The sequence below is a fragment of the Erythrobacter sp. GH1-10 genome, assembly GCF_045363165.1.
Lineage (GTDB): Bacteria > Pseudomonadota > Alphaproteobacteria > Sphingomonadales > Sphingomonadaceae > Erythrobacter.
Map to the genome: position 1 here is coordinate 941,141 of NZ_JBJFLP010000001.1, position 24,213 is coordinate 965,353.

The window sequence follows — 24,213 nt, forward strand, 5'->3', positions numbered from 1 at the left end:
GCCGCTTTTGCCTGCGCGGTGAGCGGCCCAGACAAAGACAATCCAGAGAGGAACGAGGCAAAAATGCCCCTTTATCATGACGAAGATCAGGCGATGCTGGCCGATACCGCGACCAGCTTCATGGCCGAAGAAGGCAATATCCAGAAACAGCTGCGCCACTGGCGCGACCGCGACTGCAAGGACGGGTTCGGCCACGGTCTGTGGAAGCAGATGGCGGAAATGGGCTTCACCGGCATGCTCGTTGGCGAAGACGATGGCGGGCTCGGGATGGGCCATGTCGAAGCGGGAATCGTGCTCGAGGAAATCGGGCGCAACCTCACGCCGTCGCCCTTCCTGACATCTTCGGTGCTCGCAGCGACCGCGCTGAAGCATGGCAGCAACGACCTCAAGGGCCGCTACCTGCCGGGTCTGATCGAAGGCGAGAGCGTGTTCGCCGTCGCCATCGATGAGACGGCAAAGCACCGCCCGAGCCGCATCACCACCAAGGCCGAGAAATCGGGCAACGGTTTCAAGCTCAGCGGCTCGAAAAGCTTCGTGATCCACGGCGCGAGCGCGGACATGCTGGTTGTTGCCGCGCGCACCAGCGGATCCGACGAGGACGATGACGGCATCACGCTGTTCGCGGTGCCCAAGGATGCAGCAAACATGAGTCATGACGCGGTTCGCCTTGTCGACAGCTCGATGGCCACGCACACAAAGTTCGACGGGGTCGAGCTCGATGGCGATGCAGTGATCGGCGAAGTCGATGGCGGTCGCGAGATCCTCAACGCCATGCTTACTGCCGGTCGGGTCGGCTCGGCGGCAGAAGGCGTGGGCGTCGCGCGCGGCGCGATGGACATGACCGTCGATTACCTCAAGCAGCGCAAGCAGTTCGGCCAGCTTATCGGCGAATTCCAGGCGTTGCAGCACCGTGCGGCGCATCTTTATTCCGAGGTGGAAATCGCGCGTGCGGTCGTGATCAAAACGCAGCAGTTGCTCGATGCGGGCTCCGAGCGTGCCGAGCTGATGAGCTCGGTCGCGAAGGCCAAGGTCGCCAAGGCGGCAGGCCTCGCGGTGAAGGAAGGCGTGCAGATGCACGGCGGTATCGGTATGACCGACGAATACGACATCGGCCTCTACATGAAACGCGATCGTGCGCTGCAGGAATTCCTCGGCGACCAGTATTTCCACGCCAATCGCGTCGCAGAAATGAGTGGGTATTGATTATGGACCTTCAGTCTCTCTTTAGCCTCGATGGCCGTATCGCCCTCGTCACCGGCGGTAGCCGCGGGATCGGCAAGATGTTCGTCGAAGGCTTGCTCGCAGCGGGTTGCGCGAAGGTCTACATCTCGGCCCGCAAAGTCGAGCAGATGGAAGAGACCATCAAGGAATTCGGTGAGGACAAGGTCATCGGCATACCCGCCGACCTGAGCCAGATGGACGGGATCCAGCACCTCGCCGACGAGATGGCGAAGCGCGAGGATCGTCTCGATATCCTCATCAACAATGCCGGTGCCGCCTGGGGCCAACCATATCTCGAGTTCAGCGAGGCGGGCTGGCACCGCACGATGGACCTCAACGTCAAGACGCCGTTCTTCCTGACACAAAAGCTGCACGACCTGCTGGTCGCAGGCGGGAAAGGCGATCATCCGGCAAAGGTGATCCATGTTTCCTCAATTGACGGGCAGCGGATCAACCCCTGGGAAACCTATGCCTACCAGGCCTCGAAGGCGGGCGTGATACAGCTGACCCGCCGTATGGCCGCGCGCCTTATCCAGGACAACATCGTCGTCTCCTCAATCGCGCCGGGCGCTTTCGCCAGCGAGATGAACAAAGCTGCCAAGAACGCGCCGGATGCCTCTGCCTCGATAATCCCGGCCAAGCGCATCGGATCGCCCGAAGACATGGCTGCAGCAGCGATATACCTTTGCAGCCGCGCGGGTGATTACGTCGTGGGCGAAACGCTGACCGTCGATGGCGGAGTGGTGAATGCTTCGCTGCCCAGTGTCTTCAACGACCCGGCGGGTGATGGCCACTGATAGCGGCGCCTGATTGGCACTCTCAGTTCAAGAGTGCCAAATTTTTCTCGGTGAATCAGGGGCTTGCCAATCTTGACCATGATTTGACGTTTTGAGAGCTTCCACATGTCGCAAACCGGCATGGAGGGCTCGAATCGTATATGGCGGACCGGGATTTCAAATTGCAGCTCAAGGGCTACGGGCTGCTGACCGCAGAGATTTTCTACTTCCTGCCGGACTACCCATCGCTCCTGCAGCAGTTCGTATGGCAGGATTACGACGAAGCGCCGGACTATCCGATCCTGTTCAAGTTTCTAGATCACTGGCGATGCGAGATCGAAGCAGCGATCCACTCGGTGCGCATCGCGCATGACCGGATGATCGGAGCGCGCGAATTCCATCACGTAGACGGCGAATTCACCCTGCAATAGGAAAGCAAGCCCCGGTGATCACCTCATGGGACCTCCGGGGCACGCCAAAGCGTTGCGACGAATTCCCGCCTGTTCCTAGAAATTCTTTCTAAGCTCGACGTGGAATTGGCGCCCGCGAGGGGAATGCAGTTCGCTGAAATAACCGAAGTTCTCGTCGGCCAGCGGCGGGTCTTCGTTGGTCAGATTGTTGATCGCGAAGCGCAGCCGGGTCCCGTCGAGCGCGGTGTCGTTCTCGATCGTGTAGGAAATCGAGAAGTTCATCGTGAACCAGTCATCCACCCGGTAGAAGTTCCCGTTCGGATCGTCGGTCTCAATCAGATCGTCACGCGTGACGCTGGTATCCCAGACCTCGCCGACATAGCTGCCGAACAGGCCGATATCGACCGGGCCGCTTTCCCAGTTGACTGAGGTGCTGAAGCGCCATTTGGGTCGGCCCTCGATCTCGAGGAGTTCGCCTAGCCCACCGACCGTCACATCGGTCGGCAGGACGCCTGCCGCTATCGCATTCACCAGTTCCTGGCCATCTGGCCCTGCGGACTGGACGAAGCTTTCAAGCCGCGCCGCGTTGAATCTCAGGCGGAAATCGCCAAGGCCGAAATCGGGCAGGTTGTAGAACAGACCGAAATCCCAACCCTTCGACTCGCGACTGTCGAGGTTGAGGTAGGGATCGAGCACCTGGATGATGGAGCCTGCCGGAGCGAGACTCGTCCCTGTAAACAGGTCGATTTCCTCCTGTGTCGGATTGTCGCGGATTACGTTCGGGTTGGTGCTGCCGTTGAGACGGCGAAGCAGGTCCAGCGCGATCGCGTTGTCATCACCGAAGGTACCGACGAGCCCTGTCTGTTTGACCCGCCAGTAGTCGGCGGTGAACGTGAGTCCGGGAATGAAGTCCGGCTCAAGCACGATGCCAAGATTGATGCTTTCGCTGTCCTCGGGATCGAGATCGCGCGCGCCGGATCGGAAGCTGATGGTGCCCGCACCGGCACATGCCCCAAGGTTCTCGATGATGTTCTTCTCGACCTGTGCCTGGCAGCGGACGAAATCGTCGCGCGTATTGGAACGGGTCGTGCCTTCGTCGTTCACCTGCACGAGGTTAGGCGCGCGGAACCCTTCGGACCACGCGCCACGGAATGTAATTCCGCCGACCGGGGTCCATGACGCGGCAACGCGGGGAACAATCGCGGTGGCATCGATATCGGTAAAGTGTTCGATGCGTCCTGCGAGCTGGAGATTGAGTTCCTCGACCAGCGGGATGTCCATCTCGGGTCCGACCAGCGGGACGAACAATTCGGCAAAGGCCGAGTAGACTTCGCGCGAGCCGCTGGTGTCGGGCGATGGGCTGGTCCCGGCGACATCGCTACCGTTGAACTCGCCCGTCACGCTGTCGGTGAAGGTGATGGTGCCATCGAGGCGCGGGTCGCGATCGTCGAAGAAGGTCTCGCGCCGCCATTCGACGCCGCCAGCGACACCCAGATCGCCACCCGGAAGCGAGAACAGGTCGTCGCGGCTGATCTTGAAGTCGGCCAGCGCCAGGCTGGTCCCTCCTCGCCGGAAGACGTCGATCCGGAACGGATCGATCGAGGAAAGCGGGTTGGGCGTGCAGTCGCCCTGACCGGGGTCGCCTGTTACACAGCCGCCGTTGAACGGGTTGTAGGCATCCGGGGTCGTCAGGTTGATCTGGTTTTGCATCAGCGTGAGCGAGACGCGATTGCGCGTAAGGTCGAGCAATTCTGCTTCGGAATAGACGAAGCCGCTATCGAAATCCCATGACCCGAGTTCGCCTTTGAGGCCGGCGACCAGGCGATAGGTATCCTTGTCGACGGTGATGTCACGGTTGCCGACGTCGACGAACCGATATCGCTCCATGATGACATCAGCACCGCCCGCAGCGATTGTAGTGCCGGGAAGGCGGTTGGGGCTGCCGACCGGACCGAACGGGTTCCAGTAGGCATCGCGTGCGATCCCGACCGGTACCGCGCTAAGGATCGCCGAGGCATCGTTGTTGCGACGGCTCTGCGAGCGATAGTAGCTGCCTTCGAAATAGGCTTCGAGGCTTTCGGTCAGGTCATAGGAGAGCAGCGCCATCGCATTGTAGCGCTTTTTCCGGCTGATCAGCGTGTTGCCGAAGAGGGTATTGTACCTCACGTCTCTGGTCGGCGTGGTGCCGGCGCGAGCGCAGAGGCCATTGCCGAAATCGAGCGGCGCGCAGCTGGGGAAGGAATCCGGCTGGAGGTAGAAATCGTCATCGCCGATCGGCGTCGCATTGCGCGATGCCTGGATGTCGAATTGACCGAACGGTCCGAAAGTGTTGCGGTTGTTGAAGGAAACGTCGCCTTCGAAGTCCGTCCCTTCTACCAGGGGCAGCCGGTTGTCGTCGGCTGCATAATCGCGCTCGCTGACCGGCAAGCCATTCTCGAAGAAATAGCCGCCATAGACGGTGAGATTGCCCCGGCCGCCGCCGAAGTCGAAGCCGAAGCCACCGGTGAGGTTGTAGCTGAACAGGCTGGTGCCGTCCGAGGCGCGCCAGTCGCCCTCGAGGAAGCCACCGGTCCGTCCGCCGCGAAGGATGGTGTTGACCACGCCAGCGACCGCGTCGGCCCCGTAGATTGCCGATGCACCGTCGCGCAGGATTTCCAATCGGCGGATACTGCCCGGTGTGATTTCATTGGTGTCGGAGCTCACGACGGGGACCAGCAATTCGGTCTGGAAGCCGGGATGCAGCGTCATGCGTCTGCCATTGATCAGCAGCAGCGTGTTGCCGGTGCCAAGGTCGCGCAGGTTGATCGAGCCAACGTCGCCGCGGGCATTGTTCACCGTCGTCGCGTTCTGTTCGTTGAATGCGACCGTACCCGCTTGCGGGATGGCGCGGAACAGTTCGTCACCCGACGCGGCTCCGGTGTTTTCGATCGCCTTTTCGTCGAGAACAGTGACGGGCAGCACATCATTGATCTTTGCGCCCTGAATCTGTGTCCCGATTACCACAATCTCGCTGCTTGATTGCTCGGATTCGGTGCCTGTCTGCGGCGAATCGCTCTGTGCGTGCGCCGCTCCGTGGCTCAGCGCGAGCATGGCAGTCGAAGTAAACAACACTTGGAATTTCAAGTCAAATCGGGGCATCACATCCCTCCTGAAGAGCAACCCTGATTTATGCTTGTCCTGAAATTCCGGGCCAACAAGCAAATTCAGCGATGGCTCCTACCGATTTCTCGGCACTTGCTTTTCGACTTGACAATTTCTTGGAGTCGGCAGTGAACGCCGCTCGCTCCAAGTAGTGGGCGGGTTTTTTCTTTGGGTCGAGAGCCTGGTCGGTTCCGTCGCGAGCTTGCTAGCTGCCCATCAATTCGCGGACGAAGGGGATCAGTCCGGTCTGGCGCGTGCGGCGCATGCGTTCGGCATCGAGCACCTCTCGGACCCGGGCAAAACACTCGTCGACATCATCGTTGATCACGACATAATCGTATTCGGCCCAGTGGCTGATTTCCGCCCGGGCGCGTTCCATGCGGCTGTCGATCACTTCTTCGCTGTCCTGCGCTCGGGCCTCGAGCCGTCTGCGCAGTTCGGGGAGGCTCGGCGGGAGGATGAATACACTCACCACGTCCTGCTGGTCCTTCTGGTAGAGTTGCTGCGTGCCCTGCCAGTCGATGTCGAACAGGTAATCCTGCCCCTCTTTGAGCCCGGCGCGAATATGCCCTTTCGGAGTGCCGTAGCGATGCCCGAAGACATGGGCCCATTCATAGAAATCGTCTTCCTCCACCATCCGGTCGAACTCCTCGCCGGAAACGAAATGGTAGTGAACGCCGTCTTCCTCGCCGGGACGCGGTGGGCGGGTGGTAGCCGAAACCGACAGCTTGATCTCGGGGTCTGCCGCGAGCAGCATCCGCGAGAGGGTCGTCTTGCCCGCCCCCGACGGCGAGGAAAGGATGAACAGCAGCCCGCGCCGCGCTAGTTTGTCGGTGGATTTGTATTCGCCCATAGGCCCCGATGCCGCAAAGCACGGCCCGAAATCAAGAGGGACGGCGTGACGCCTGCTGGTTATTCGGATTTACTGCGGCGCCGTCTTTGACGCTGCCTGCCGCGATCATACAGGGTCTTGAGCACGAGGCCGCCCGCAACAACGCCAAGGCCGAGCGGTGATCTGGTCGCAAGTTTGCTGGCTCCGTATAGCCCGAGCGTCGTCAGGACCGTGCGACCGTCGAGAGCCTTAATGGCCTTCTCGTCGTCCTCGTAGCTCGCTTTCGCAATCCGCTTTTCGACATTCTTGCGAAACAGGTTCGAAGCCCCGCGCACGACGATATCGGCGATAAGGAGGTTGGTCGCGGGGTTGGGGCTGGGCCTGAACAGTCCCGTGCGGTCGTTATCTCCCGTTTCGGAAGCTTCCGTTTCCGAAAGGGCAGCGTCGCGCTTGCGGCTGCGTTTCACTTCTTCCGACCGAAATCGACAGTCACTACGTTCGAACCGTCGCCATCGCCGTCATCATCGGGCCCTTCGCTGCTATCGGAGCCATCGTTTTCTGCGTCCTCATGCGCCTCGGGCGCCATGTCGGCCACGGTCGCCTGGAATTGCAGGCCGAAATCGACGGCCGGGTCGACAAAGGCAGTGATCGCCGCGAAAGGCACCTGCAGCTTCGCCGGGATCTGGTTGAACGAGAGTCCGACGGAAAATCCTTCTTCACCGACTTCGAGGTCCCAGAACTTGTTCTGGAGCACGATCGTCATCTCGTCGGGAAAGCGTTCTTTCAGATGCGGGGGGATCGATACTCCCGGCGCGCCCGTCTTGAACGTGATATAGAAGTGGTGGTTGCCCGGCAGTTCGCCTCCGCCGCTCTCGATCTCGCCCAGCACACGTCCGACGACGGCGCGGAGCGCTTCCTGGACGATCTCGTCATACGGGATCAGGCTGTCGGGCGTGTCATCGCTCATAGTCCAAGTGGTGGCGAGGCTCGCGGCGCTGGTCAAGCCTTTCCCTTGGGCTAGCAGCAGAATTCGACGTCTCGGGGTGCGTGTCGAACGCGTCTCAATGGCTTGCGCTGATCGCTCACGCGCCTATAGCCTGCGGCCATGTCCGACCCGACGAAAACCAGCCCGCGCACGGGCACTATCGAGCGCAAAACCGCCGAAACCGAAATCGCGATCGGCGTCGATCTCGACGGCACCGGCACCTATGATGTTTCGACCGGGATCGGTTTTCTCGATCACATGGTCGAACAGTTTTCGAAACACTCGCTTATCGACGTGACGATGAAGGTGAAGGGCGACCTCCATGTCGACCAGCACCACACGACTGAGGATTCGGCCATCGCGCTGGGCCAGGCAATTGCCGAGGCGCTGGGCGACAAGGCCGGGATCGGGCGATACGGCAGCGCCTATTCGCCGATGGACGAGACGCTGAGCCGTGTCGCACTCGACATATCGGGGCGGCCTTATGTCGTCTGGAACGCCAAATTCACCCAGGAGAAGCTCGGCGAATGGGACACCGAGCTGATCGAGCACTGGTTCCACTCGGTCGCGCAGACCGCCGGGATTACCCTGCACATCGAACTGCTCTACGGCACCAACAACCACCACATCTGCGAAAGCATCTATAAGGGCTTCGCCCGCGCGATGCGGATCGCGGTGGAGCGTGATCCGCGCAAGGGCGGCGCGATCCCGAGCACGAAAGGCCAGCTCGGTGGGTAGTTCGGCTGCGAAGCAGCCGCAAGGGCGACCGCCCGCCCGCAGCGGGTGCAGCTTTGCTGCACGCCTAGCGAGGACCGCGCGCCCGGATGGGCGTGCGGAAAACCAAAATGCCTGAAGTCGTTGCCTTGGTCGATTACGGCGCGGGCAATCTCCACTCGGTCCACAACGCGCTGAAGGCTGTCGGAGCCGAGGTTTCCGTCACCGCCGATCCCAATGTCGTGCGCGCCGCAGACAGGATCGTCCTGCCAGGCGTCGGTTCGTTCAAGGCATGCGCCAAGGGCCTCAAGTCGATTCCCGGCATGGTCGAGGCCATGACCGAGAGGGTAGAAATGGGTGGCGCGCCGTTTCTCGGAATCTGTGTGGGGATGCAACTCCTCGCGACCCGCGGTCTGGAGCATGGCACGACGCGCGGGCTCGGCTGGATACCGGGCGAAGTGAAGCGGATTGAGCCGCACGACCGGAGCATCAAGGTGCCGCATATGGGCTGGAACGATGTCGCGATGCTGCCGCACATGCGCAGCCACGAAGTGATCGAGGAAGGCGAAGCCTATTTCCTCCATTCGTATCACTTCGTCGCCGATGATCCGTATCACATCGCCGCGCTCACCGATCACGGCGAGGGTCTCGTCGCAGCGGTCTCGCGCGGCAACATGATCGGGGTGCAGTTCCATCCCGAAAAGAGCCAGGCCTATGGGCTGGCGACGCTCGCCCGTTTCCTGGAGTGGAAGCCATGATGTCTGAACGCGCCATGCCGCCCGCGCCCTCCACCCTTCCACCCGGATTGTATCCCGGTAGGCTCCGGGTGGAAGGGTGGAGGGCGCGGGTGGCCCGGCTGGCTGAGGAAGTAACATGATCGTCTTCCCTGCCATCGACCTCAAGGGCGGCGAAGTCGTGCGGCTTGCCGAAGGCGACATGGACCGCGCGACGATCTATGGCGACGACCCGGCGGCGCAGGCCATGATCTTCGCCGAAGCGGGAGCGGAGCACCTGCATGTCGTCGATCTCGATGGCAGCTTCGCGGGCGAGGGCCGCAATCGCGAAGCGGTCGAAGCAATCGTCGAGCGTTTTCCCGGCTATGTCCAACTCGGCGGCGGCATCCGCGATGCCGAGACGGTCGAAGGCTGGTTCAACCTTGGCGTCGCGCGGATCGTGATGGGTTCGGCAGCGCTCAAGAACCCGCAATTCGTGAAGGATATGGCGCGTGAATGGGAAGGCGGGATCGTCGTCGCAGTGGACGCGAAGGATGGCATGGTTGCCACCGAGGGCTGGGCCGAGGTGTCGGACGTGCCGGTCGTCGATCTTGCCCGCCGGTTCGAGGATGCGGGCGTCGCCGCACTGCTGTTCACAGATATTGGCCGCGACGGTTTGCTCAAAGGCGTGAATATCGACGCGACGGTGGAGCTTGCCCAGCGGGTCGATATCCCGGTGATCGCGAGCGGCGGGGTGAAGGGACTGGACGACATCCACGTCCTCTCGATGCACGCGCATGAGGGGATCGAGGGCGTGATTACTGGTCGCGCGCTCTACGAAGGGCGCCTCGATCTGGCGGCAGCGATCCAGATGGGAGCGCGGGAATGAGCAAAGGACCAAAGTTCTATTTAGATACTGTTCACAGGCCTCGTTGGTTGCGAGTTGTAGGTATCGGTTTGGTCCTCGCATTTCTGGCAGGGTTCTTCCTTTATCCTTCACCTCTCTATGCGCCAATCATGCTCTTTTTTGTCTTGGCGCAATGGCTGGAGCGAATATGGAAGCATCAGGACGAGGGCTTCATCAAGCGCGCAGACGACCCCCACATTTTCTGGCTCGCTGTTTTGTCCATCGGTGCTGCGCTTGTTTTCCAGATTTTCTTGTTCTTCGATTTTTTGATGGCGGTTCTGCCATGACCGTCCGCATTCGCGTCATCCCCTGTCTCGACGTTGCCGATGGGCGCGTGGTGAAGGGCGTGAACTTTGTCGATCTGAAGGATGCGGGCGATCCGGTCGAGCAGGCGCGCGCCTATGACGAGGCGGGCGCGGACGAGCTATGTTTTCTCGACATCTCCGCCACGCATGAAGGGCGCGGGACGCTGCTCGATATCGTCAAGCGCACGGCGGAGGTGTGCTTCATGCCGCTCACTGTCGGCGGCGGGGTGTCCTCGGTCGAGGACGCACGCGCGCTGCTGCTCGCAGGCGCAGACAAGGTTGCGATCAACAGCGCGGCGGTGAAACGGCCCAAGCTTGTCGAAGAAATCGCGAAGAAATTCGGCAGCCAGTGCGTCGTCGCCAGCGTCGATGCACGGCGGGTCGCGCCCGAGGTAACGGTGCAGGGCGAGGTGACCAGCGATACCGGTGCGGTGTCCGAAACCGGTGCTCGCTGGGAAATCTTCACCCATGGCGGGCGCAAGCCCACCGGGATCGATGCGATCGAACACGCGGTAAAGCTGGCCGAACTGGGCGCGGGCGAGTTGCTCGTCACGAGCATGGACGGCGACGGGACCAAGGCGGGCTACGATCTCGAACTCACGCGCACGATCGCGGACAAGGTCGGCATTCCGGTGATCGCCAGCGGCGGTGTGGGCACGCTCGATCACCTCGTCGAAGGGGTGCGCGAGGGCCATGCGAGCGCGGTACTCGCAGCGTCGATCTTCCATTTCGGCGAGCATTCGATCAGCGAGGCGCATGCGGCGCTCCGGGCTGCCGGGTTGCCCGCGCGCGGCGTTTGAGCGAGAAGCGCGCGCATGAGCACACTTGAACGCCTTGAAAAAACCATCGCGTCGCGCCGTGCGGCTTCGCCCGATGAAAGCTACGTCGCCAAGCTCAATGCCAAGGGACTGCCCAAGATCGCACAGAAGCTGGGCGAGGAAGCGACCGAAGCCGTAATCGCGGCGGTTTCGGGCAGCAACGAGGAACTCGTCGGCGAAGCGGCAGACCTGCTGTTCCACCTGCTCGTGCTGCTCGATGCGCGCGGCGTTTCGCTCGAACATGTGCTCGGGGAACTGGAGCGCCGCGAAGGGCTTTCGGGGCTCGAAGAAAAAGCCAGCAGGAGCGAATAATGCCGATCGATCCGACGCTTCCCTATGACGACGACAACATCTTCGCGAAGATCCTTCGCGGAGAGATCCCCTCCAACAAAGTCTACGAAGACGACTGGGCGTTTGCCTTCGAGGACATCAACCCCCAAGCCGAAATTCACACGCTCGTCGTGCCGAAGGGCAAGTATGTCAGCTGGGACGATTTCTCGGCCAAGGCGACCGACGAGGAAATCGGCGGGTTCGTGCGGGCCGTGGGTGAAATCGCAAGGCGCAAGGGGCTGGTCGAGCCGGGGTATCGGCTGCTTGCCAACATCGGCGCGCATGGCGGGCAGGAAGTACCGCACCTCCACGTCCACATCTTCGGCGGGCAGCCGCTCGGGCCGATGATTGCGCGGAGATAATTCCGTCGCACGCAAGACTCGTTTTACCGCCGTTCATCTGACCGATAGCAAACGCCACTTTGCAGCGAATCCTTGCTGCGCTAGGTGGCTCCCCGATGGTTAACCCTGTTCCTCCCGGTGGCGTATTCGACGGCCCGCGGCACCTCTATGCGGTGCGGGTCTATTACGAGGATACCGACCTGTCGGGGATCACCTACCACGCCAATTATCTGCGCTGGTTCGAACGCGCGCGCAGCGATCTGCTGCGGATGCTCGAGATCGACCAACGCGAGGCGATCGAGGCTGGCGCCAGTGGCGATGGGGGCGCCTACGCGGTATCGGAGATACACCTGAAATATCTCCGCCCTGCGAAGCTCGATGACGATGTCGTGATCGAGACCACCTGCACCGAACTCGGCGCCGCTAGTTGCCGCATGCACCAGGTCGCCCGCCGCGATGGCGAGGATCTGTGTGAGGCCACCTTGCGGGTCGGCTTCATCTCGCTCGAAGGCCGCCCCAAAAGACAGCCTGCCGCATGGCGCGCAGCGTTCCAATCATTCATGGATCAAGAAGCTCAATGACCATTTCCGCGACCGTCCTTGCCGCTGCAACCGGCACCCGGCTCGACCCTCTCGAGCTGTTCCTGCAGGCCGATATCGTCGTGCAGGCGGTTATGGCGGGGCTGATCCTCGCCAGTCTCTGGGTGTGGACGATCATCGTCTCGTTCAGCCTGCGGATCGGGAAGATGGAAGGCCGCTCGCGCGATTACGAACACGATTTCTGGGAAACCCCCGATCGTGAGGGGCTGCTGTCGAAGGGGCAGCGCCGCGAAGTGCCTTCGGCGCGTGTGGCCGCAGCCGGTTTGGACGAGTGGAAGAAATCGACCTCGGGCGGCGTGCGCGACAAGGCGGCGGCGCGCGAGCGCATTGGCGCGGCGATGGAAGGGCAGGTCGCGCACGAGGCGGACGAACTCGCGAGCCGCCTCAATTTCCTCGCTACCACCGGTTCGGTCGCGCCGTTCGTGGGCCTGTTCGGGACCGTGTGGGGCATCATGAATAGCTTCTTCCAGATCGGCGCGCAGGAAAGCTCTTCACTGGCGGTCGTTGCTCCGGGCATTTCCGAGGCGCTTTTCGCAACTGCGATCGGCCTGTTCGCGGCGATCCCGGCGGTGATCGCCTATAACCGCTTCTCCAACCGCGTGAACCGCTACGAGGCAAAGCTCCAGCGCTTCGCCGACAAGGTTCATGCCGGCCTGAGCCGCGAGCTGGACAAGGCATGATTGTTTGCGCATTCGCATCCGCGAACGCGATTTCCTCGCTCACGCGACCTGAAGGTCGCGTCGCTGCGGGCGCGCGGTCGCGCTTGCGGCTGCTTTCGCACCCGTTTGAAGGCGAGGAGGTAATCTCATGGGCATGAGCGTCTCCTCGCGCCGAGCAGGCCGCAGGTCGCGGCGCGCACCCATGTCGGAAATCAACGTCACGCCGTTCGTCGACGTGATGCTGGTGCTGCTGATCATCTTCATGGTGACTGCGCCGCTGCTCGCGGTCGGCGTGCCGATCGAACTGCCCGACAGCCGCGCCAATCCGGTCGATCAGACGCCCGACCAGATCACCATTTCGGTCGATGCCGAAGGGGTGATCTACATCGATGATGCAGCAGTCCCCGTCGGCGGTTTTCCCGATGCGGTCGGCCAGCTTGGGTGCGGGGGCGCGCAGCAGCCGGTGATCGTCTTTCGCGGCGACCGCAGCGTCGATTACGGGCGCACCATGGCGGTGCTGGGCGAGCTTAACCGCGCGGGCTGCAACTCGATATCGCTGGTCACCAGCGGTTCAGTTAACGAGCCATAATTTCGGGTTCGGAATGGGAGAAACCGCCATCTTTCGCAGCGAGGACCGGGTTGCCATCCCGGTCGCGATCGTCCTGCACCTTGCGGTGATGGCCCTGCTGCTGTTCCAGCCAAGCCGAGGCGACGTGTTGGACATTCCGGAACGTATGACGGTTAGTCTCGCGAGCGAAGTAAGCCTCGAAGCGACCGCACCGAACCCGGCCGAGGACAGCCGCGCCGCGATGGCACCCGAGCTTTCCGACGAACCGGCTCCAGTAAGCGAGGCCGATGTCACGGAAAGCATTCCCGAAGCGACAACGCCCCCGACTCAGCGCCGCACCACGACTTCACCGACCAGCCCCGAGCGCAACAGCCCGACAACCCCGACGCGCCAGCCGGATCCGCCAGCCCGCAACGCCGAGCGCGGCGGCGGCAGCCGCATCGGCGAGGATTTTCTGCCCGGTTCGGGGAGCTCGACTACGACCGACGACACCCGGATTCCTGCGTCGCAAATCGGGGCGAGCGCGAAGGCTTCGATCATACAGGCGATCGTGCGACAAATCCGTCCGCACTGGAATGCGCCGAGCGGCGTTGATGCAGAGCTTCTAGTGACCGAGCTCGCTTTCGACCTGAATGAAGACGGCTCGCTCAAAGGCCGACCCCGGGTGCTCAGGCAAAGCGGCGAGACCGATGCCAACCGCCCGCAAAAGGCGCTCCATGCCGAGCGGGCGATCCGCGCAGTGCAGCTTGCCGCGCCTTTCGACCTGCCCGACGAATACTATAATGCCTGGAAGTCGATCCGGGGTGCGCGCTTCGATAGGAACCTTTCACGATGAAATTCAGCCTCTTTACCATTTCGCTATTGGCCGTCTCGCTTGCGAGCCCGGCGCTGGCCCAGCAGACCGATCTTGGAGAGCCGGTGGGCGAAGGCGGCGAGGTCGAAACGACCGGCACAGCGGCCTCCGACGAACAGGCCGAAGAGGGCGGGCTGACTTTCACCGTCACCGACGAAAGCGACTGGTCCGATATTGGCGTGGCCATCCCGGCCTTTGCGACCGATCGCGACCAGCCGACGCCGGCCAATGCCAACGGCACCGAAGCATTGGGGCGCGAAGTCGCGCGGGTCATCACCGCGAACCTGCGGAACAACGGCCTGTTCAAGCCGGTCGGCCCGGATAGCCTGCCGCAGCCGAGCTTCCCGCAGATCACTTCGCCGAGCTGGGGTAGCTGGAGCGGGCGCGGGGCCGAGATGCTGGTCCACGGCTATGTCCGCGCGCAGGGCGACGGCCGGCTGGTGGTCGGCTGCTATCTCTACGATGTGGCCTTGCAGGACGAGCTGATCCGCGAAGGCTGGGTCGTGCGGCCCGCCGACTGGCGCCGCGCTGCGCACAAATGCTCGGACCTGATCTACGCCCGGCTGACCGGCGAAAGCCCGTTCTTCGACAGCCGCATCGCCTATATCGCCGAGACCGGGCCGAAGGATAAGCGCGTGAAGCGGCTTGCGGTCATGGACAGCGACGGCGCGAACCACCGCTTCCTCACTCTCGGCAGCGCGACCGCGCTCACCCCGCGCTATTCGCCCGATTATTCGAAGATCATGTACCTATCCTATGTCGACGGGAACCCGCGCATCTACGTCTACGATATCGGTACCGGCAAACAGCAACTGGTGACCGAGAACCGCAATCCGACACTCGCGCCACGCTGGTCGCCTGACGGTCGGTACATTCTCTATTCGATGGCGGTCGCGGGCAACACCGATATCTACCGCGTGCCCGTCACCGGCGGTAAGAGCGTACGCCTCACCGACACGCCGGGGATCGACATCGGCGGGTCCTATTCGCCCGATGGGTCCAAGATCGTATTCGAAAGCGATCGTTCGGGCTCGCAGCAATGCTACGTCATGGATGCCGACGGGCGGAACCAGCGCCGCATCACATTCTTCGGCGGGCGTTGCGCGACGCCGGAATGGAGCCCGCGCGGCGACCAGATCGCCTTCACCCGTATCGCGGGCGACTTCAACGTGGCAGTGATGAGCCCCAACGGGCGTAACCTCCGCGTGCTTACCAATGGCTGGCAGGACGAGGCCCCGACTTGGGCCCCCAACGGCCGCATCATCCAGTTCTTCCGGACCGAGCGGAACACCGGTCGGTCCGCCTTGTGGCAAGTCGACCTGACCGGTCGCAACGAGAGGAGACTGCCGACGCCGGTGGACGCGTCGGATCCTGCATGGGGACCTATTCGTCCCTGAACCGTTACTTCTTTGGAAATCCCCGACGGGGTCGCACCCCATTCATGAGAGGATGAACACGATGAACACGATCAAAGCCACGATGCTTCTCGTCGCTTCGGCCACCGCTCTGGCGGCCTGTTCGAAGAAGCCGCCCGAACAGCTTCCGCCTGCGCCCGATACGGGTATCTCGACGCCGGCCCCCACTCCGAGCACAACCCCGAGTGGTCCCAGCGTAGGTACCCAGCGTCATTTCGTAGACGCGGTAGGCGGGCAAACCGTGATCTATTTCGACACCGACCGCTTCAACATCGACAGCCAGGATGCCGCCGCGCTTCAGGCCCAGGCACAGTATTTCGCGCGCTATCCGCAGCTTACCTTTACCATCGAAGGACACTGCGACGAACGCGGCACGCGCGAATACAACCTCGCGCTGGGCGAGCGGCGCGCGAACGCGGCGAAAAACTATCTCGTCAGTCTCGGTGTGTCGTCGGACCGGATCCGCACGGTCAGCTACGGCAAGGAGCGCCCGGTGGCGCTCGCGTCAAACGAGAGCGCATGGGCGCAGAACCGCCGCGCTGCGAGCATTATCATCAATTGATGGGATCAGCCGTGCAGGCCGGGTGCGGTCTCGGCCTGCACGCTCAACTCGATCGACGGGGCAGTCGAGCCGACGGGATCGCCCAGCATTCCATGACCCGCAGCCAGGCACAGGCTTGCAAGTGCAAGCGCAGAGAAAATGCTGGAAAGGGTGAGTTGCTGGCTCATTTCGATCTCGTTGATGGCGTTCGAAGTACGCCGGTGATTTAATGCGGTACTGCAATGCAACATTTCATATCGCAACGGGTTCCCGCTTTCATCAAGACCATGCCTGCGCTTTGAAATCCGTGCGACCTCGCCTAGGTTAAGCGCGTAATGCTTTCGACCAACGACATCGCGCGCAGTTCCTGTGCCTAAGCCCCGCCGCTCGCTCGACTGGGGATTCCCCCGCTGGCGCGGCTACGAGGCCTCGCGCGAGGCAACAGAGGTGCGCCTGTGCGACCGGCACGGTTGCGAGGAGCCGGGCGATTGCCCTGCGCCCAAATCGCCCAACAGCCCGGATCGCTGGTATTTCTGCCAGAAGCACGCCGCTGAATACAACAAGGGTTGGGATTACTTCGAAGGGCTCGACAAGGAGCAGAAGGAAGAACGCGCCCGCGCCGAGCGACAGGAAAGCGCCGGTTACGCCGAAGCCTCGCATTACGGTTGGAGCGGTTCGGGGGACGGCTCGCGATCAGCAGACGAGATGCGGGCGCTGGAAGTGCTCGAACTCGAGGCCGACGCCGATTTTGCCGCGATCAAGAAGGCCTACCGCGCGAAAGCGAAGGAAGTGCATCCGGACGTAAAGCCGGGCGACGAAGAGGCGGCCAGGGAATTCCAGCGCATCCAGGTCAGTTACGAAGTGCTGCGCATGGCCGAAGAGCGCCGTGAATGGCGGGGCTAGCGTGCACAGCCCGCCGCGAAGACTTCGGGCCCTGTGATTTCCGCTTCCGAGATTTGAAACTTTGACCGGCTGGCATCGACCCGATTGCGGACGTTCGAATAATCATACAGTCTAACGCTATCTTGCCGATTTTGGGAGCGAAGCGATCCAACTCTTCAAAGCAATCTCTGCGCGCTGGTCAATGGGACAAATCCAGCATCATCGCAAAGAGGGAGACTTGCTCATTGTCCGCAAGCGCTTGGATCGTTTCTTAGAGCGCCACGCCAACGCATATCCCTTTATGCTAGCATTCGATGCCGCACTTATGTTTGCGGAAGGGCGAAACAAAGATGCGCATGTGCGCTTCGAAGAATGCAAGGCCGCGATGCCGAACGACAATTCACCGGACACGAGGTATGTGCGTCTCTTTTGCGATTTCAATCAGAGTTTGAAGATAGACTCCAAATGGCGAAAAGCGCGGCAGGAGGCGCTTCAACTCAAGCCCGATCGTCTAATCAAAGCGTTTCTCAGTTTTCCGACCGAGGAACGTATGAGTGAGTTAATCCGTGAATCAGGCCGACCTTCCGTCTTTGTTGATGCCGAAATGGACTTGTAGTCGACTTCGCACTTCCCCCTCCCACCCAAAGGCAGACGACACCTGGAGTTGCTAGGTTTTCGGCCCCGCGAAGCTCTTGCCGCGTCCGTCGATTTCGGGGTTGGGGTTATCGTTCCACCACGCGACATCGGTCCATGGGCGTATGTCCAGTTCGTGGGTCCAGCAGTTCTTCGGCTGTTGCGCGAGATGCCAGTAGGTTTCGGCCAGTTCGCCCGGGTCGATCACCCCATCCGGCCCCTTGTTTGCCTTGAACGCTTCGTATTTGTCGCCAAGCAGCTTGCCGAGTGTGTCGGGCGCATCGACCGCGCCGTCCACCACGATATGCGCGACGTGGATCCCTTGCGGTCCGAATTCGGCGTTGAGCGTCTGGCACAGCATCCGCCGCCCGCCCATGGCGGCAGCATGGCTGTGCTGGCCTGCATTGCCGCGCATCGCCGAAGTCGCCGAAGTGACGAGCAGCGTGCCGCGGCCGCGCTCGACCATTGCCGGGAACATTGCATGGGCAAGCCGGAACACGCCGTAGCACCCAAGCCGCCAGCCAAGCTCGAAGGTCTTGTGCGGCGTATCATGCAGTGTGCGGTTCCCGATCTGTGCGCCGAGGTTGTAGAGCGCCGCACCGATCGGGCCGATGTCGCGCTCGGTGCGCTCGACCAGTTCCTCTATCGATCCATCCTCGGCAGCGTTGATCAGCGTGCCGCTCGCGGAGCCGCCCGCATCTTCGATATCGCCGATGATCCTGGCCATGCTCTCTTCGTCGGAGCGCCGCGCGAGCACCGCATAATACCCTCCCGCGGCAAAGTGCTTTGCGCAGTGGCCGCCAATCCCGGCGCCTGCGCCGATTACTAGGAATACGGGTTTGTCGCTGGCCATGTCTCTCTCCCCTTGTTCGGGAGCGAGATTAGGCCAGCGATCAGACGTGTTCCAGTGCCTGCTCGAAATCGGCGATCAGGTCGTCAGGATCCTCGATCCCGATGCTGATGCGCACAAGGCTGTCTGTGATGCCGAGCTGCTGGCGCCGCGCGTGTGGGACGGACAGGTGTGTCATCGAAGCCGGGTGGCTCGCCAGCGTCTCGGTCCCGCCGAGGCTCACTGCGAGTTTGGCGATCACGAGATTATCGAGGAAGCGGAAGCACTCTGCCTCGCCGCCCTTGAGGAACACAGAGAAGGTCGATCCTGCGCCGAGGCAATGGCGGTCGTAAATGTCCTGCTGGCGCGCATCCTTGATCAGGCCGAGATAGCCGAGCCCTTCGACCTTCGGGTGATCCTTGAGGAAGGCGCAGACCTTTTCCGCGTTCTCGCCCGCGCGCTGCATGCGCAGTTCGACCGTCTCGAGCGAACGCAGCAGCATCCACGCGGTGTTGGGATCGACGATCCCGCCCATCGTGTTGCGCAGCGCGCGCACCGGGTCCATCCACTTCTTCGCACCCGCGATGCTACCGGCAACGAGGTCCGAATGGCCGCCGACGTATTTGGTCAGCGAATAGGCGACGATGTCCGCGCCGTGATCGAGCGGCCGCTGCCACAGCGGACCGAGAAAGGTGTTGTCGATCGCGATCGGGCAGTCCCATTTGAGGTTTGCGTCGCGCGCTTCCCTGACCGCTTCGATGTCGACTAGCGCGTTGGTGGGGTTGCCGGGGCTTTCAAGATAGATCAGCGCGACTTTGCCGCCGTTCTCGCCCGCCTGTTTCTTGGCGCGCTTGAGTACGTCGTCGATCTCCTCGCTGCTCGCGCCTGCGGGGAAGTCGATATAGGTCACGCCAAATTTGCTCAGCACCTTGGAGACGAAGCCTTCGGACGCTGCATAGAGCGGGCCGGAGTGGACGATGACATCCCCGTGGCTGACATATGCGAGCATCAGGATGCAGATCGCGGTCATCCCGCTCGAAAAGCTCAGCGCATCTTCCGCGCCGTCCCAGATCGCAAGGCGATCTTCGAGGATTTCCTGGTTCGGCGCGTTGAAGCGCGAATAGACGAGGCCTTCCGCGCCGCCCGGGCGCTGCCCGGTGATGCCTTCGAAGTGGCGCTTGCCGTCGGCCGCGCTCGGGAAGGCGAAGGTCGATGTCAGGAAGATCGGCGGCTTCAGCGAGCCTTCGGACAGGGTCGGGTCGTAGCCATGACCCATCATCAGGGTCGAGGGCTTGAGTTCGCGCCCGCCGATGCTGGTCTTTTCCGGTTTCGGGTTGCGGCGCGGGGTGGGGGTTTCAACAGCGTCGATGGCGTCGGTCATGTGCGACGATCCTTCCTCAGCGAATGCTCCCAGGAAGGCAGGAGCCGATTGGAGGCCCGGCAGGCACCCGCTTCTAACCTCCGCAGAAGCGCCTCTCCGTACCGGGCGATCAATGAGGGGTAATTATCGCGAGATGGTTTCAATCGCAACTTTCCGATTTCCGCAAGCGTCTCCGCGGTCGCGGTTTCGCTGTTCATGCGATCTTTCGGTCGCGTGGTCGCCCGACGCTTGAGGGTCAAATCAAAGCGACGCGATCGCCCACACCATTCCGACCAGCAGGAAAATCCCGACCAGGTCGAGCACGAGCCCGGCCTTCACGAGACGCCCGATTCGCAGTCGTCCCGTGCTCCACGCGATGGCGTTGGGTCCGGTTCCGGCGGGCAAGATGAAGCCCCAGCTCGCGGCAAGCGCAGCGGGCATCGCTATCAGGATCGCCTGCTCGCCCAGGCCCAGCGCGGCGGCGAGGCTGGCGATCACCGGGATGATCGCACTCGCCGTGGCGACGTTGCTCGCGAATTCGGTGATCAGCACCACCATCGCGACGATGGCCAGCGCCATCAGCGCCAGCGGGACGGCTTCGAGTGGAAGCAACGCATCGCCCAGCCATTGCGCAAGCCCGCTTTCCTGCATCCCGGCGGCGAGGGCGAGGCCGCCCCCGAACATCATGATGACGCCCCACGGTGCGCGGTCGGCTTCCTTCCATACCAGCAGCGGGCGACCCGTCCCGTCGGGCAGCAGGAACAGCGCCATGCTGGCGATGATCGCGATCGTCCCGTCGACCCAGCTGCCTTCGGGCAGGAATGGCGCAACCCAGCGCTGCGTCATCCAGAGCAGGAAGGTGATCGCGATAACCGGCACCAGCCGCTTCTCCGCAGGGGACCATGGGGCGTGATCGTCGATTGCGGCGCGCGCGGCGACTACGTCGAAAGGGTGCTCGGCGACCCGCTGGACCTTGGCGATGATGAAGGCGGCGAGCGGTATTCCGATGATGACGATCGGAATGCCGAACGCCATCCAGCTAGCGAAGGTGATCCGCAATCCGATCATGTCGTCGAGCAGCGCGACTGCGATCCCGTTGGTCGGAGAGCCGACGATGGTGCCGAGCCCGCCGATCGTCGCGGCGAAGGCGATACCCATGGGCAGGGCTCCATATAGCCCTTCCTGTTGGGGCGCATCTCCCTCGGGCGCAGCGGCAGCGCCTCCCGCCAGAACCGCCAGGGCCATCGGCATCATGATGAGCGCGGTAGACGTGTTGGAAATCAGGTTCGAAAGCAGCGCAGCCGAAATCATGAAGGCGAGCAACAATCGCGCCTGTCCTCCGCCCGTGCCGATCGCCTTCAGGATCGCGAGGCTCAATCGCTTGTGCAGTCCGGTTCGCTCGATCGCCAAGGCGATGAAGGCGCCGCCAAGCAGCAGGAACAGGATCGGAGCGTAATAGGCGCTTGCCGTATCCTTCGCATTCATCACGCCGCCAAGCGGAAGCCAGATGAAAGGAAGCAGCGCGGTCGCGGTGAGTGGGATCGCTTCGGTCATCCACCACGCCGCCATCCAGATCACGAGGCCTGCGACAAGCCACGCCTCTGCGCTCATTCCGGCGGGCGCGGGAAGAAGGAAGGTCAAGGCAAAGGCGAGCGGGCCGAGGAAAAGGCCGATCCGGCGTGCAGTCATCGGTTGGTTGCGCCCCCTGTCATCGCCGGCGCATTCTTGCCGCGCCCGTCGATGCTGTCCAGTGTCGCGCGATGGATTGGCCCCGAACTCTTCTCGCCGGTTTGAAGGCTGATTGGCGGAGCAACCGGATACCTCTAGCGGCGCTACACCAGACAGGCTGAAGTGGAAGCCGGAATCAATACTATCGCCGACGTGTTCGGCTAGGCCTCCGGTTTACTCGACCTCTTTCGGCCCTTCGCCCTCGGCATACTGTCCGTCGCCATAGATCACTTGCCCGGTGCGGATGCCACGCTTGTACGCCTTGTTGAGCTTCTGCGCACGCTCTTCCATCAGCCGCTGTTCGGCGCGATTCGGACGGGTCGGCTGGTCGGCGCATTTGGCAGGACCGTTCGCATCGCCTGAAGCCGACGGGACATCATTCGTGATCGGCGCACAGACGAAATTCAATCCCGGATCGGCCCGGCCATAGACGAGGTCGGCAATATCGGTTTCATAGCGATTGTACGCGGTCCCTTCATACTTCCCGATCAGCTCTTTCACATCGTCGCGCGCGAACTGGGCGAGATGCGCGCGGAGTGATCCGGCATCGGAGAAATAGAAGGGCTCGGCCTCTTCATAGAGGCGGCTTACGCGAAGGGCGCCGTTGAAGGCCTCGACACCCCGCAGCGAGTTGACGAATTCCTCTGCTGAGAAGGCGAGCAGGGCATCGACGTTGCTGCCGCTGAAGGCGAGTCTCTGGATCGACGGCCCGCCGATCTCGCCGCGCCAGAACCCGTAAATGACCTTCGGGTCCTTCCAGTTGGGATAGACGATCCTCTCGCGAATATCGCGCGGGCTCAGCGCGACGCCCCGTACTGTCACCAGCTTGGCGTCCTGCAGCCCAGCGCCGTTCGAACCGAATGGCCCTTCGGACGGATCGCGCAGCGGATAGTTATTGGCCAGCGCTTCGATCACCGCGACGTTATGGAGATTGAGCCAGTAGGCGAGCTGTTCGTTGCGAGGGAGGCGGGTGAGGTCAAGTTCGGACCCCACGCGCTCGAGATCCTGGCGATACTCGGTCAGCGCGCGGCGGATTTCGTCGTCGATGTAGGTGAAGGCCACGCGATTGCCTTCGAGCCGATAGCGCGAAGTATGACCGTAAATGAAGCGAGTGCCGGTTCCCGGAGTAGCACGCGGTGCGCCTTCGCGGATCGACGGGCCCATCGGGATCACGAGCCAGGCGAGCGCCTCGTCCCAGTGGGCGTAATCAATCCTGTGTTCGCGCTGGTCTGCGACCGGAGCAAATTGCGCGAGCGCATCCTGCGCCCCGGCGCGCGTGCCTTGCGACTGAAACGCGATCTCGGCGCTTTCGGCGGCGAGCGGGGCGGCGAGGCTGCCGATTGCAAGTGCGGCGATAACGGAACGGGTTTTCATGGTCGGTCTCCCACCTGGACGTCTCGAATCCCTCCGGAAATCAGAATGTTCTACGCCGCCCTAACCGAACATGAACGGCAGACAACGAAGCCTGCCGGACCTTATTCGACCTCGTTCTTGTCGGGCGGATCGCCCGGCAGGTCGATATTGCTGAAGATTACCTGCCCCTGTCGCAGTCCCTTGCGTTCGACATAGTCGAGCTTTTGCGCGCGCTGCGCCAGCAGCGTTGCTATTCCGCGGCCAATACGTCCGCTCGAGAACCACGGGTTGTCCCTCGCGCCCCCGGCAAGATCGGCGATATCGTGCTCGCTCAGGCTTGCTTTTGCGGTAGCGGTCTCGCCCAGCATCTCGCGCACCTCCTCTTCGGCGAAATCGAGCAGGTGCTTGCGCAGGTCCGCCTCGAAGTCGCGGAAGTAGAACGGGGCGGCTTCCTCGAACAGTTGCGAGACATGGAGTGTGTCCCCGCGCTTTTCGACCCCGCGCCGGGAATTGGCGAATTCGCGTGCGGCGCGGTCGAGCTGATCCGAAACATTGTTGCCAGTGAAAGCCTCCCGCTGCATCGCCGGCCCGCCGATCTCGCCGCGCCAGAAGCCGTAAATGACCTTCGGGTTTCTCCAGTTGGGATAGACGATCTTCTCGCGGATATCGCGAGGGCTAAGTGCAATCCCTTCGACCACGATGAACTTGGCGTGGTCGAGCGGCACTCCATCGACTTCGATCTCGCGCGGCTGGCGGACCGGCCAGTGCTTGGCGATCTGTTCGACCATCGCGACGTTGTGGAGGTTAAGCCAGTAGGCGAGTTGCTCGTTGCGCGGGATCGATTGGATATCGAGCGTGTCGGCCACGCTCTGCAGGTCGAGCCGGTATTCGGTGAAGCTCTCACGCACTTCGTCGTTCATGAATGAAAAAGCGAACATCGACCCGTCGAGCCGGTAGATCGAATTGTGACCGAGTTGGCGCCGCGTGCCGATTACGCTTGGCGGGTTGAACGGCTTCTTGCGCAGCGGCGGTCCCATCGAAATGACGAAGTTGGACAGGGCCGAAGTCCAGATCGAATAGTCGATACGGTGCTGGATGCGGTCTTCGTATGGCACGAAGGTAGCAAATGGCTCGCTACCCTGTTCGCTCGACTCGTCTTGCGATTGCGCAGACGCGGCTTCCGGGCTGAGTGCCAGTATTGCCGCCGCTAAGGCGAGCAAAACGCTTCGAATAGGCAGCCCCACCATCGGCCAATATCCCCTGATTGCTGGATCGTACGCATAGCAATTAAGGATACCGA

General features: G+C 62.2%; 28 protein-coding genes. 18 read left to right on the top strand and 10 right to left on the bottom strand.

Translation table 11 applies throughout. The features are described 5' to 3' along the window. Positions 1-63: 63 nt before the first annotated feature. The 3 genes from ACI5KX_RS04670 (at position 64) to ACI5KX_RS04680 (ending at position 2,428) form a co-directional block, all read left to right on the top strand. A complete protein-coding gene (locus tag ACI5KX_RS04670) occupies positions 64-1,203 on the top strand; it encodes an acyl-CoA dehydrogenase family protein (protein ID WP_406809508.1) in 1,140 nt (379 codons plus the stop codon). 2 nt (positions 1,204-1,205) lie between these two features. Beyond that, positions 1,206-2,018, top strand: a complete 813-nt coding sequence (locus ACI5KX_RS04675; RefSeq protein WP_406809509.1) for an SDR family oxidoreductase — start codon at positions 1,206-1,208, stop codon at positions 2,016-2,018. Positions 2,019-2,158: 140 nt separating this feature from the next. Continuing rightward, the gene (locus ACI5KX_RS04680) at positions 2,159-2,428 is read left to right on the top strand and encodes an usg protein (protein ID WP_406809510.1); all 270 of its coding nucleotides are present in this window, start codon (positions 2,159-2,161) and stop codon (positions 2,426-2,428) included. Positions 2,429-2,503: 75 nt separating this feature from the next. Here ACI5KX_RS04680 and ACI5KX_RS04685 read toward each other — a convergent pair whose 3' ends face one another. The 4 genes from ACI5KX_RS04685 to ACI5KX_RS04700 form a co-directional block, all read right to left on the bottom strand. Then, positions 2,504-5,515, bottom strand: coding sequence for a TonB-dependent receptor domain-containing protein (locus ACI5KX_RS04685; RefSeq protein ID WP_406809511.1), 3,012 nt, complete (start codon positions 5,513-5,515; stop codon positions 2,504-2,506). Between the two features lie 238 nt (positions 5,516-5,753). After that, on the bottom strand, positions 5,754-6,401 hold the full coding sequence (gmk, locus tag ACI5KX_RS04690) for a guanylate kinase (RefSeq protein ID WP_406809512.1): 648 nt from the start codon (positions 6,399-6,401) through the stop codon (positions 5,754-5,756). Positions 6,402-6,460: 59 nt separating this feature from the next. Next, on the bottom strand, positions 6,461-6,847 hold the full coding sequence (locus ACI5KX_RS04695) for a hypothetical protein (RefSeq protein ID WP_406809513.1): 387 nt from the start codon (positions 6,845-6,847) through the stop codon (positions 6,461-6,463). After that, positions 6,844-7,347 carry an SspB family protein gene (locus ACI5KX_RS04700; protein WP_406809514.1) on the bottom strand — a complete coding sequence of 168 codons (504 nt, stop codon included), beginning with the start codon at positions 7,345-7,347 and terminating at the stop codon, positions 6,844-6,846. The genes ACI5KX_RS04695 and ACI5KX_RS04700 overlap by 4 nt, the downstream gene beginning before the upstream one ends. A gap of 138 nt (positions 7,348-7,485) precedes the next feature. Here ACI5KX_RS04700 and hisB point away from each other — a divergent pair, with 138 nt between their 5' ends. From hisB to pal, 13 genes are all read left to right on the top strand, one after another. Next, the gene (gene hisB, locus ACI5KX_RS04705; protein ID WP_406809515.1) at positions 7,486-8,103 is read left to right on the top strand and encodes an imidazoleglycerol-phosphate dehydratase HisB; all 618 of its coding nucleotides are present in this window, start codon (positions 7,486-7,488) and stop codon (positions 8,101-8,103) included. A 107-nt stretch (positions 8,104-8,210) separates the two neighbouring features. Next, on the top strand, positions 8,211-8,837 hold the full coding sequence (gene hisH / locus ACI5KX_RS04710; RefSeq protein WP_406809516.1) for an imidazole glycerol phosphate synthase subunit HisH: 627 nt from the start codon (positions 8,211-8,213) through the stop codon (positions 8,835-8,837). 115 nt (positions 8,838-8,952) lie between these two features. After that, positions 8,953-9,681 carry a 1-(5-phosphoribosyl)-5-[(5-phosphoribosylamino)methylideneamino]imidazole-4-carboxamide isomerase gene (hisA, locus tag ACI5KX_RS04715; RefSeq protein ID WP_406809517.1) on the top strand — a complete coding sequence of 243 codons (729 nt, stop codon included), beginning with the start codon at positions 8,953-8,955 and terminating at the stop codon, positions 9,679-9,681. Then, on the top strand, positions 9,678-9,986 hold the full coding sequence (locus ACI5KX_RS04720) for a hypothetical protein (RefSeq protein WP_406809518.1): 309 nt from the start codon (positions 9,678-9,680) through the stop codon (positions 9,984-9,986). Before hisA ends, ACI5KX_RS04720 begins: the two co-directional genes overlap by 4 nt. Continuing rightward, entirely contained in the window at positions 9,983-10,804 is an 822-nt protein-coding gene (gene hisF, locus ACI5KX_RS04725) for an imidazole glycerol phosphate synthase subunit HisF (protein WP_406809519.1), read from the top strand. The genes ACI5KX_RS04720 and hisF overlap by 4 nt, the downstream gene beginning before the upstream one ends. Positions 10,805-10,819: 15 nt before the next feature. Then, positions 10,820-11,134 carry a phosphoribosyl-ATP diphosphatase gene (locus ACI5KX_RS04730; RefSeq protein WP_406809520.1) on the top strand — a complete coding sequence of 105 codons (315 nt, stop codon included), beginning with the start codon at positions 10,820-10,822 and terminating at the stop codon, positions 11,132-11,134. Beyond that, a complete protein-coding gene (locus ACI5KX_RS04735) occupies positions 11,134-11,514 on the top strand; it encodes a histidine triad nucleotide-binding protein (protein ID WP_406809521.1) in 381 nt (126 codons plus the stop codon). Before ACI5KX_RS04730 ends, ACI5KX_RS04735 begins: the two co-directional genes overlap by 1 nt. Positions 11,515-11,609: 95 nt before the next feature. Next, complete coding sequence (locus ACI5KX_RS04740; RefSeq protein ID WP_406809522.1) at positions 11,610-12,074, top strand: YbgC/FadM family acyl-CoA thioesterase; 465 nt, start codon at positions 11,610-11,612, stop codon at positions 12,072-12,074. Beyond that, positions 12,071-12,772, top strand: a complete 702-nt coding sequence (gene tolQ / locus ACI5KX_RS04745) for a protein TolQ (RefSeq protein WP_406809523.1) — start codon at positions 12,071-12,073, stop codon at positions 12,770-12,772. Before ACI5KX_RS04740 ends, tolQ begins: the two co-directional genes overlap by 4 nt. Before the next feature lie 127 nt (positions 12,773-12,899). Beyond that, positions 12,900-13,340: an ExbD/TolR family protein gene (locus tag ACI5KX_RS04750; protein ID WP_406809524.1), complete on the top strand. Its 441-nt coding sequence runs from the start codon at positions 12,900-12,902 to the stop codon at positions 13,338-13,340. Positions 13,341-13,353: 13 nt separating this feature from the next. Further along, positions 13,354-14,154, top strand: coding sequence for an energy transducer TonB (locus ACI5KX_RS04755; RefSeq protein ID WP_406809525.1), 801 nt, complete (start codon positions 13,354-13,356; stop codon positions 14,152-14,154). Continuing rightward, on the top strand, positions 14,151-15,569 hold the full coding sequence (tolB, locus tag ACI5KX_RS04760; RefSeq protein ID WP_406809526.1) for a Tol-Pal system beta propeller repeat protein TolB: 1,419 nt from the start codon (positions 14,151-14,153) through the stop codon (positions 15,567-15,569). Before ACI5KX_RS04755 ends, tolB begins: the two co-directional genes overlap by 4 nt. Before the next feature lie 61 nt (positions 15,570-15,630). Next, positions 15,631-16,149: a peptidoglycan-associated lipoprotein Pal gene (gene pal / locus ACI5KX_RS04765; RefSeq protein ID WP_406809527.1), complete on the top strand. Its 519-nt coding sequence runs from the start codon at positions 15,631-15,633 to the stop codon at positions 16,147-16,149. Positions 16,150-16,154: 5 nt separating this feature from the next. On the opposite strand, the gene ACI5KX_RS04770 is transcribed toward pal, so the two are convergent. Next, positions 16,155-16,316 (bottom strand): hypothetical protein, encoded by a 162-nt coding sequence (locus tag ACI5KX_RS04770; RefSeq protein WP_406809528.1) that lies wholly within the window; start codon positions 16,314-16,316, stop codon positions 16,155-16,157. 181 nt (positions 16,317-16,497) lie between these two features. On the opposite strand from ACI5KX_RS04770, the gene ACI5KX_RS04775 reads away from it, so the two are divergent. Together ACI5KX_RS04775 and ACI5KX_RS04780 are read left to right on the top strand one after the other, a co-directional pair. Next, positions 16,498-17,031 (top strand): DnaJ domain-containing protein, encoded by a 534-nt coding sequence (locus ACI5KX_RS04775; RefSeq protein ID WP_406809529.1) that lies wholly within the window; start codon positions 16,498-16,500, stop codon positions 17,029-17,031. Positions 17,032-17,212: 181 nt separating this feature from the next. Further along, complete coding sequence (locus tag ACI5KX_RS04780) at positions 17,213-17,626, top strand: hypothetical protein (RefSeq protein ID WP_406809530.1); 414 nt, start codon at positions 17,213-17,215, stop codon at positions 17,624-17,626. Positions 17,627-17,677: 51 nt separating this feature from the next. Here ACI5KX_RS04780 and ACI5KX_RS04785 read toward each other — a convergent pair whose 3' ends face one another. The 5 genes from ACI5KX_RS04785 to ACI5KX_RS04805 all read right to left on the bottom strand — a co-directional run bounded on the left by ACI5KX_RS04785 (position 17,678) and on the right by ACI5KX_RS04805 (position 24,028). Beyond that, complete coding sequence (locus ACI5KX_RS04785) at positions 17,678-18,496, bottom strand: SDR family NAD(P)-dependent oxidoreductase (protein WP_406809531.1); 819 nt, start codon at positions 18,494-18,496, stop codon at positions 17,678-17,680. Between the two features lie 40 nt (positions 18,497-18,536). Further along, positions 18,537-19,853, bottom strand: a complete 1,317-nt coding sequence (locus ACI5KX_RS04790) for a cystathionine gamma-synthase family protein (protein WP_406809532.1) — start codon at positions 19,851-19,853, stop codon at positions 18,537-18,539. A 240-nt stretch (positions 19,854-20,093) separates the two neighbouring features. Further along, a complete protein-coding gene (locus ACI5KX_RS04795; RefSeq protein WP_406809533.1) occupies positions 20,094-21,521 on the bottom strand; it encodes an SLC13 family permease in 1,428 nt (475 codons plus the stop codon). Between the two features lie 213 nt (positions 21,522-21,734). Next, positions 21,735-22,934: a DUF547 domain-containing protein gene (locus ACI5KX_RS04800; RefSeq protein ID WP_406809534.1), complete on the bottom strand. Its 1,200-nt coding sequence runs from the start codon at positions 22,932-22,934 to the stop codon at positions 21,735-21,737. A 101-nt stretch (positions 22,935-23,035) separates the two neighbouring features. Then, entirely contained in the window at positions 23,036-24,028 is a 993-nt protein-coding gene (locus ACI5KX_RS04805) for a DUF547 domain-containing protein (RefSeq protein WP_406809535.1), read from the bottom strand. Between the last annotated feature and the right edge of the window lie 185 nt (positions 24,029-24,213).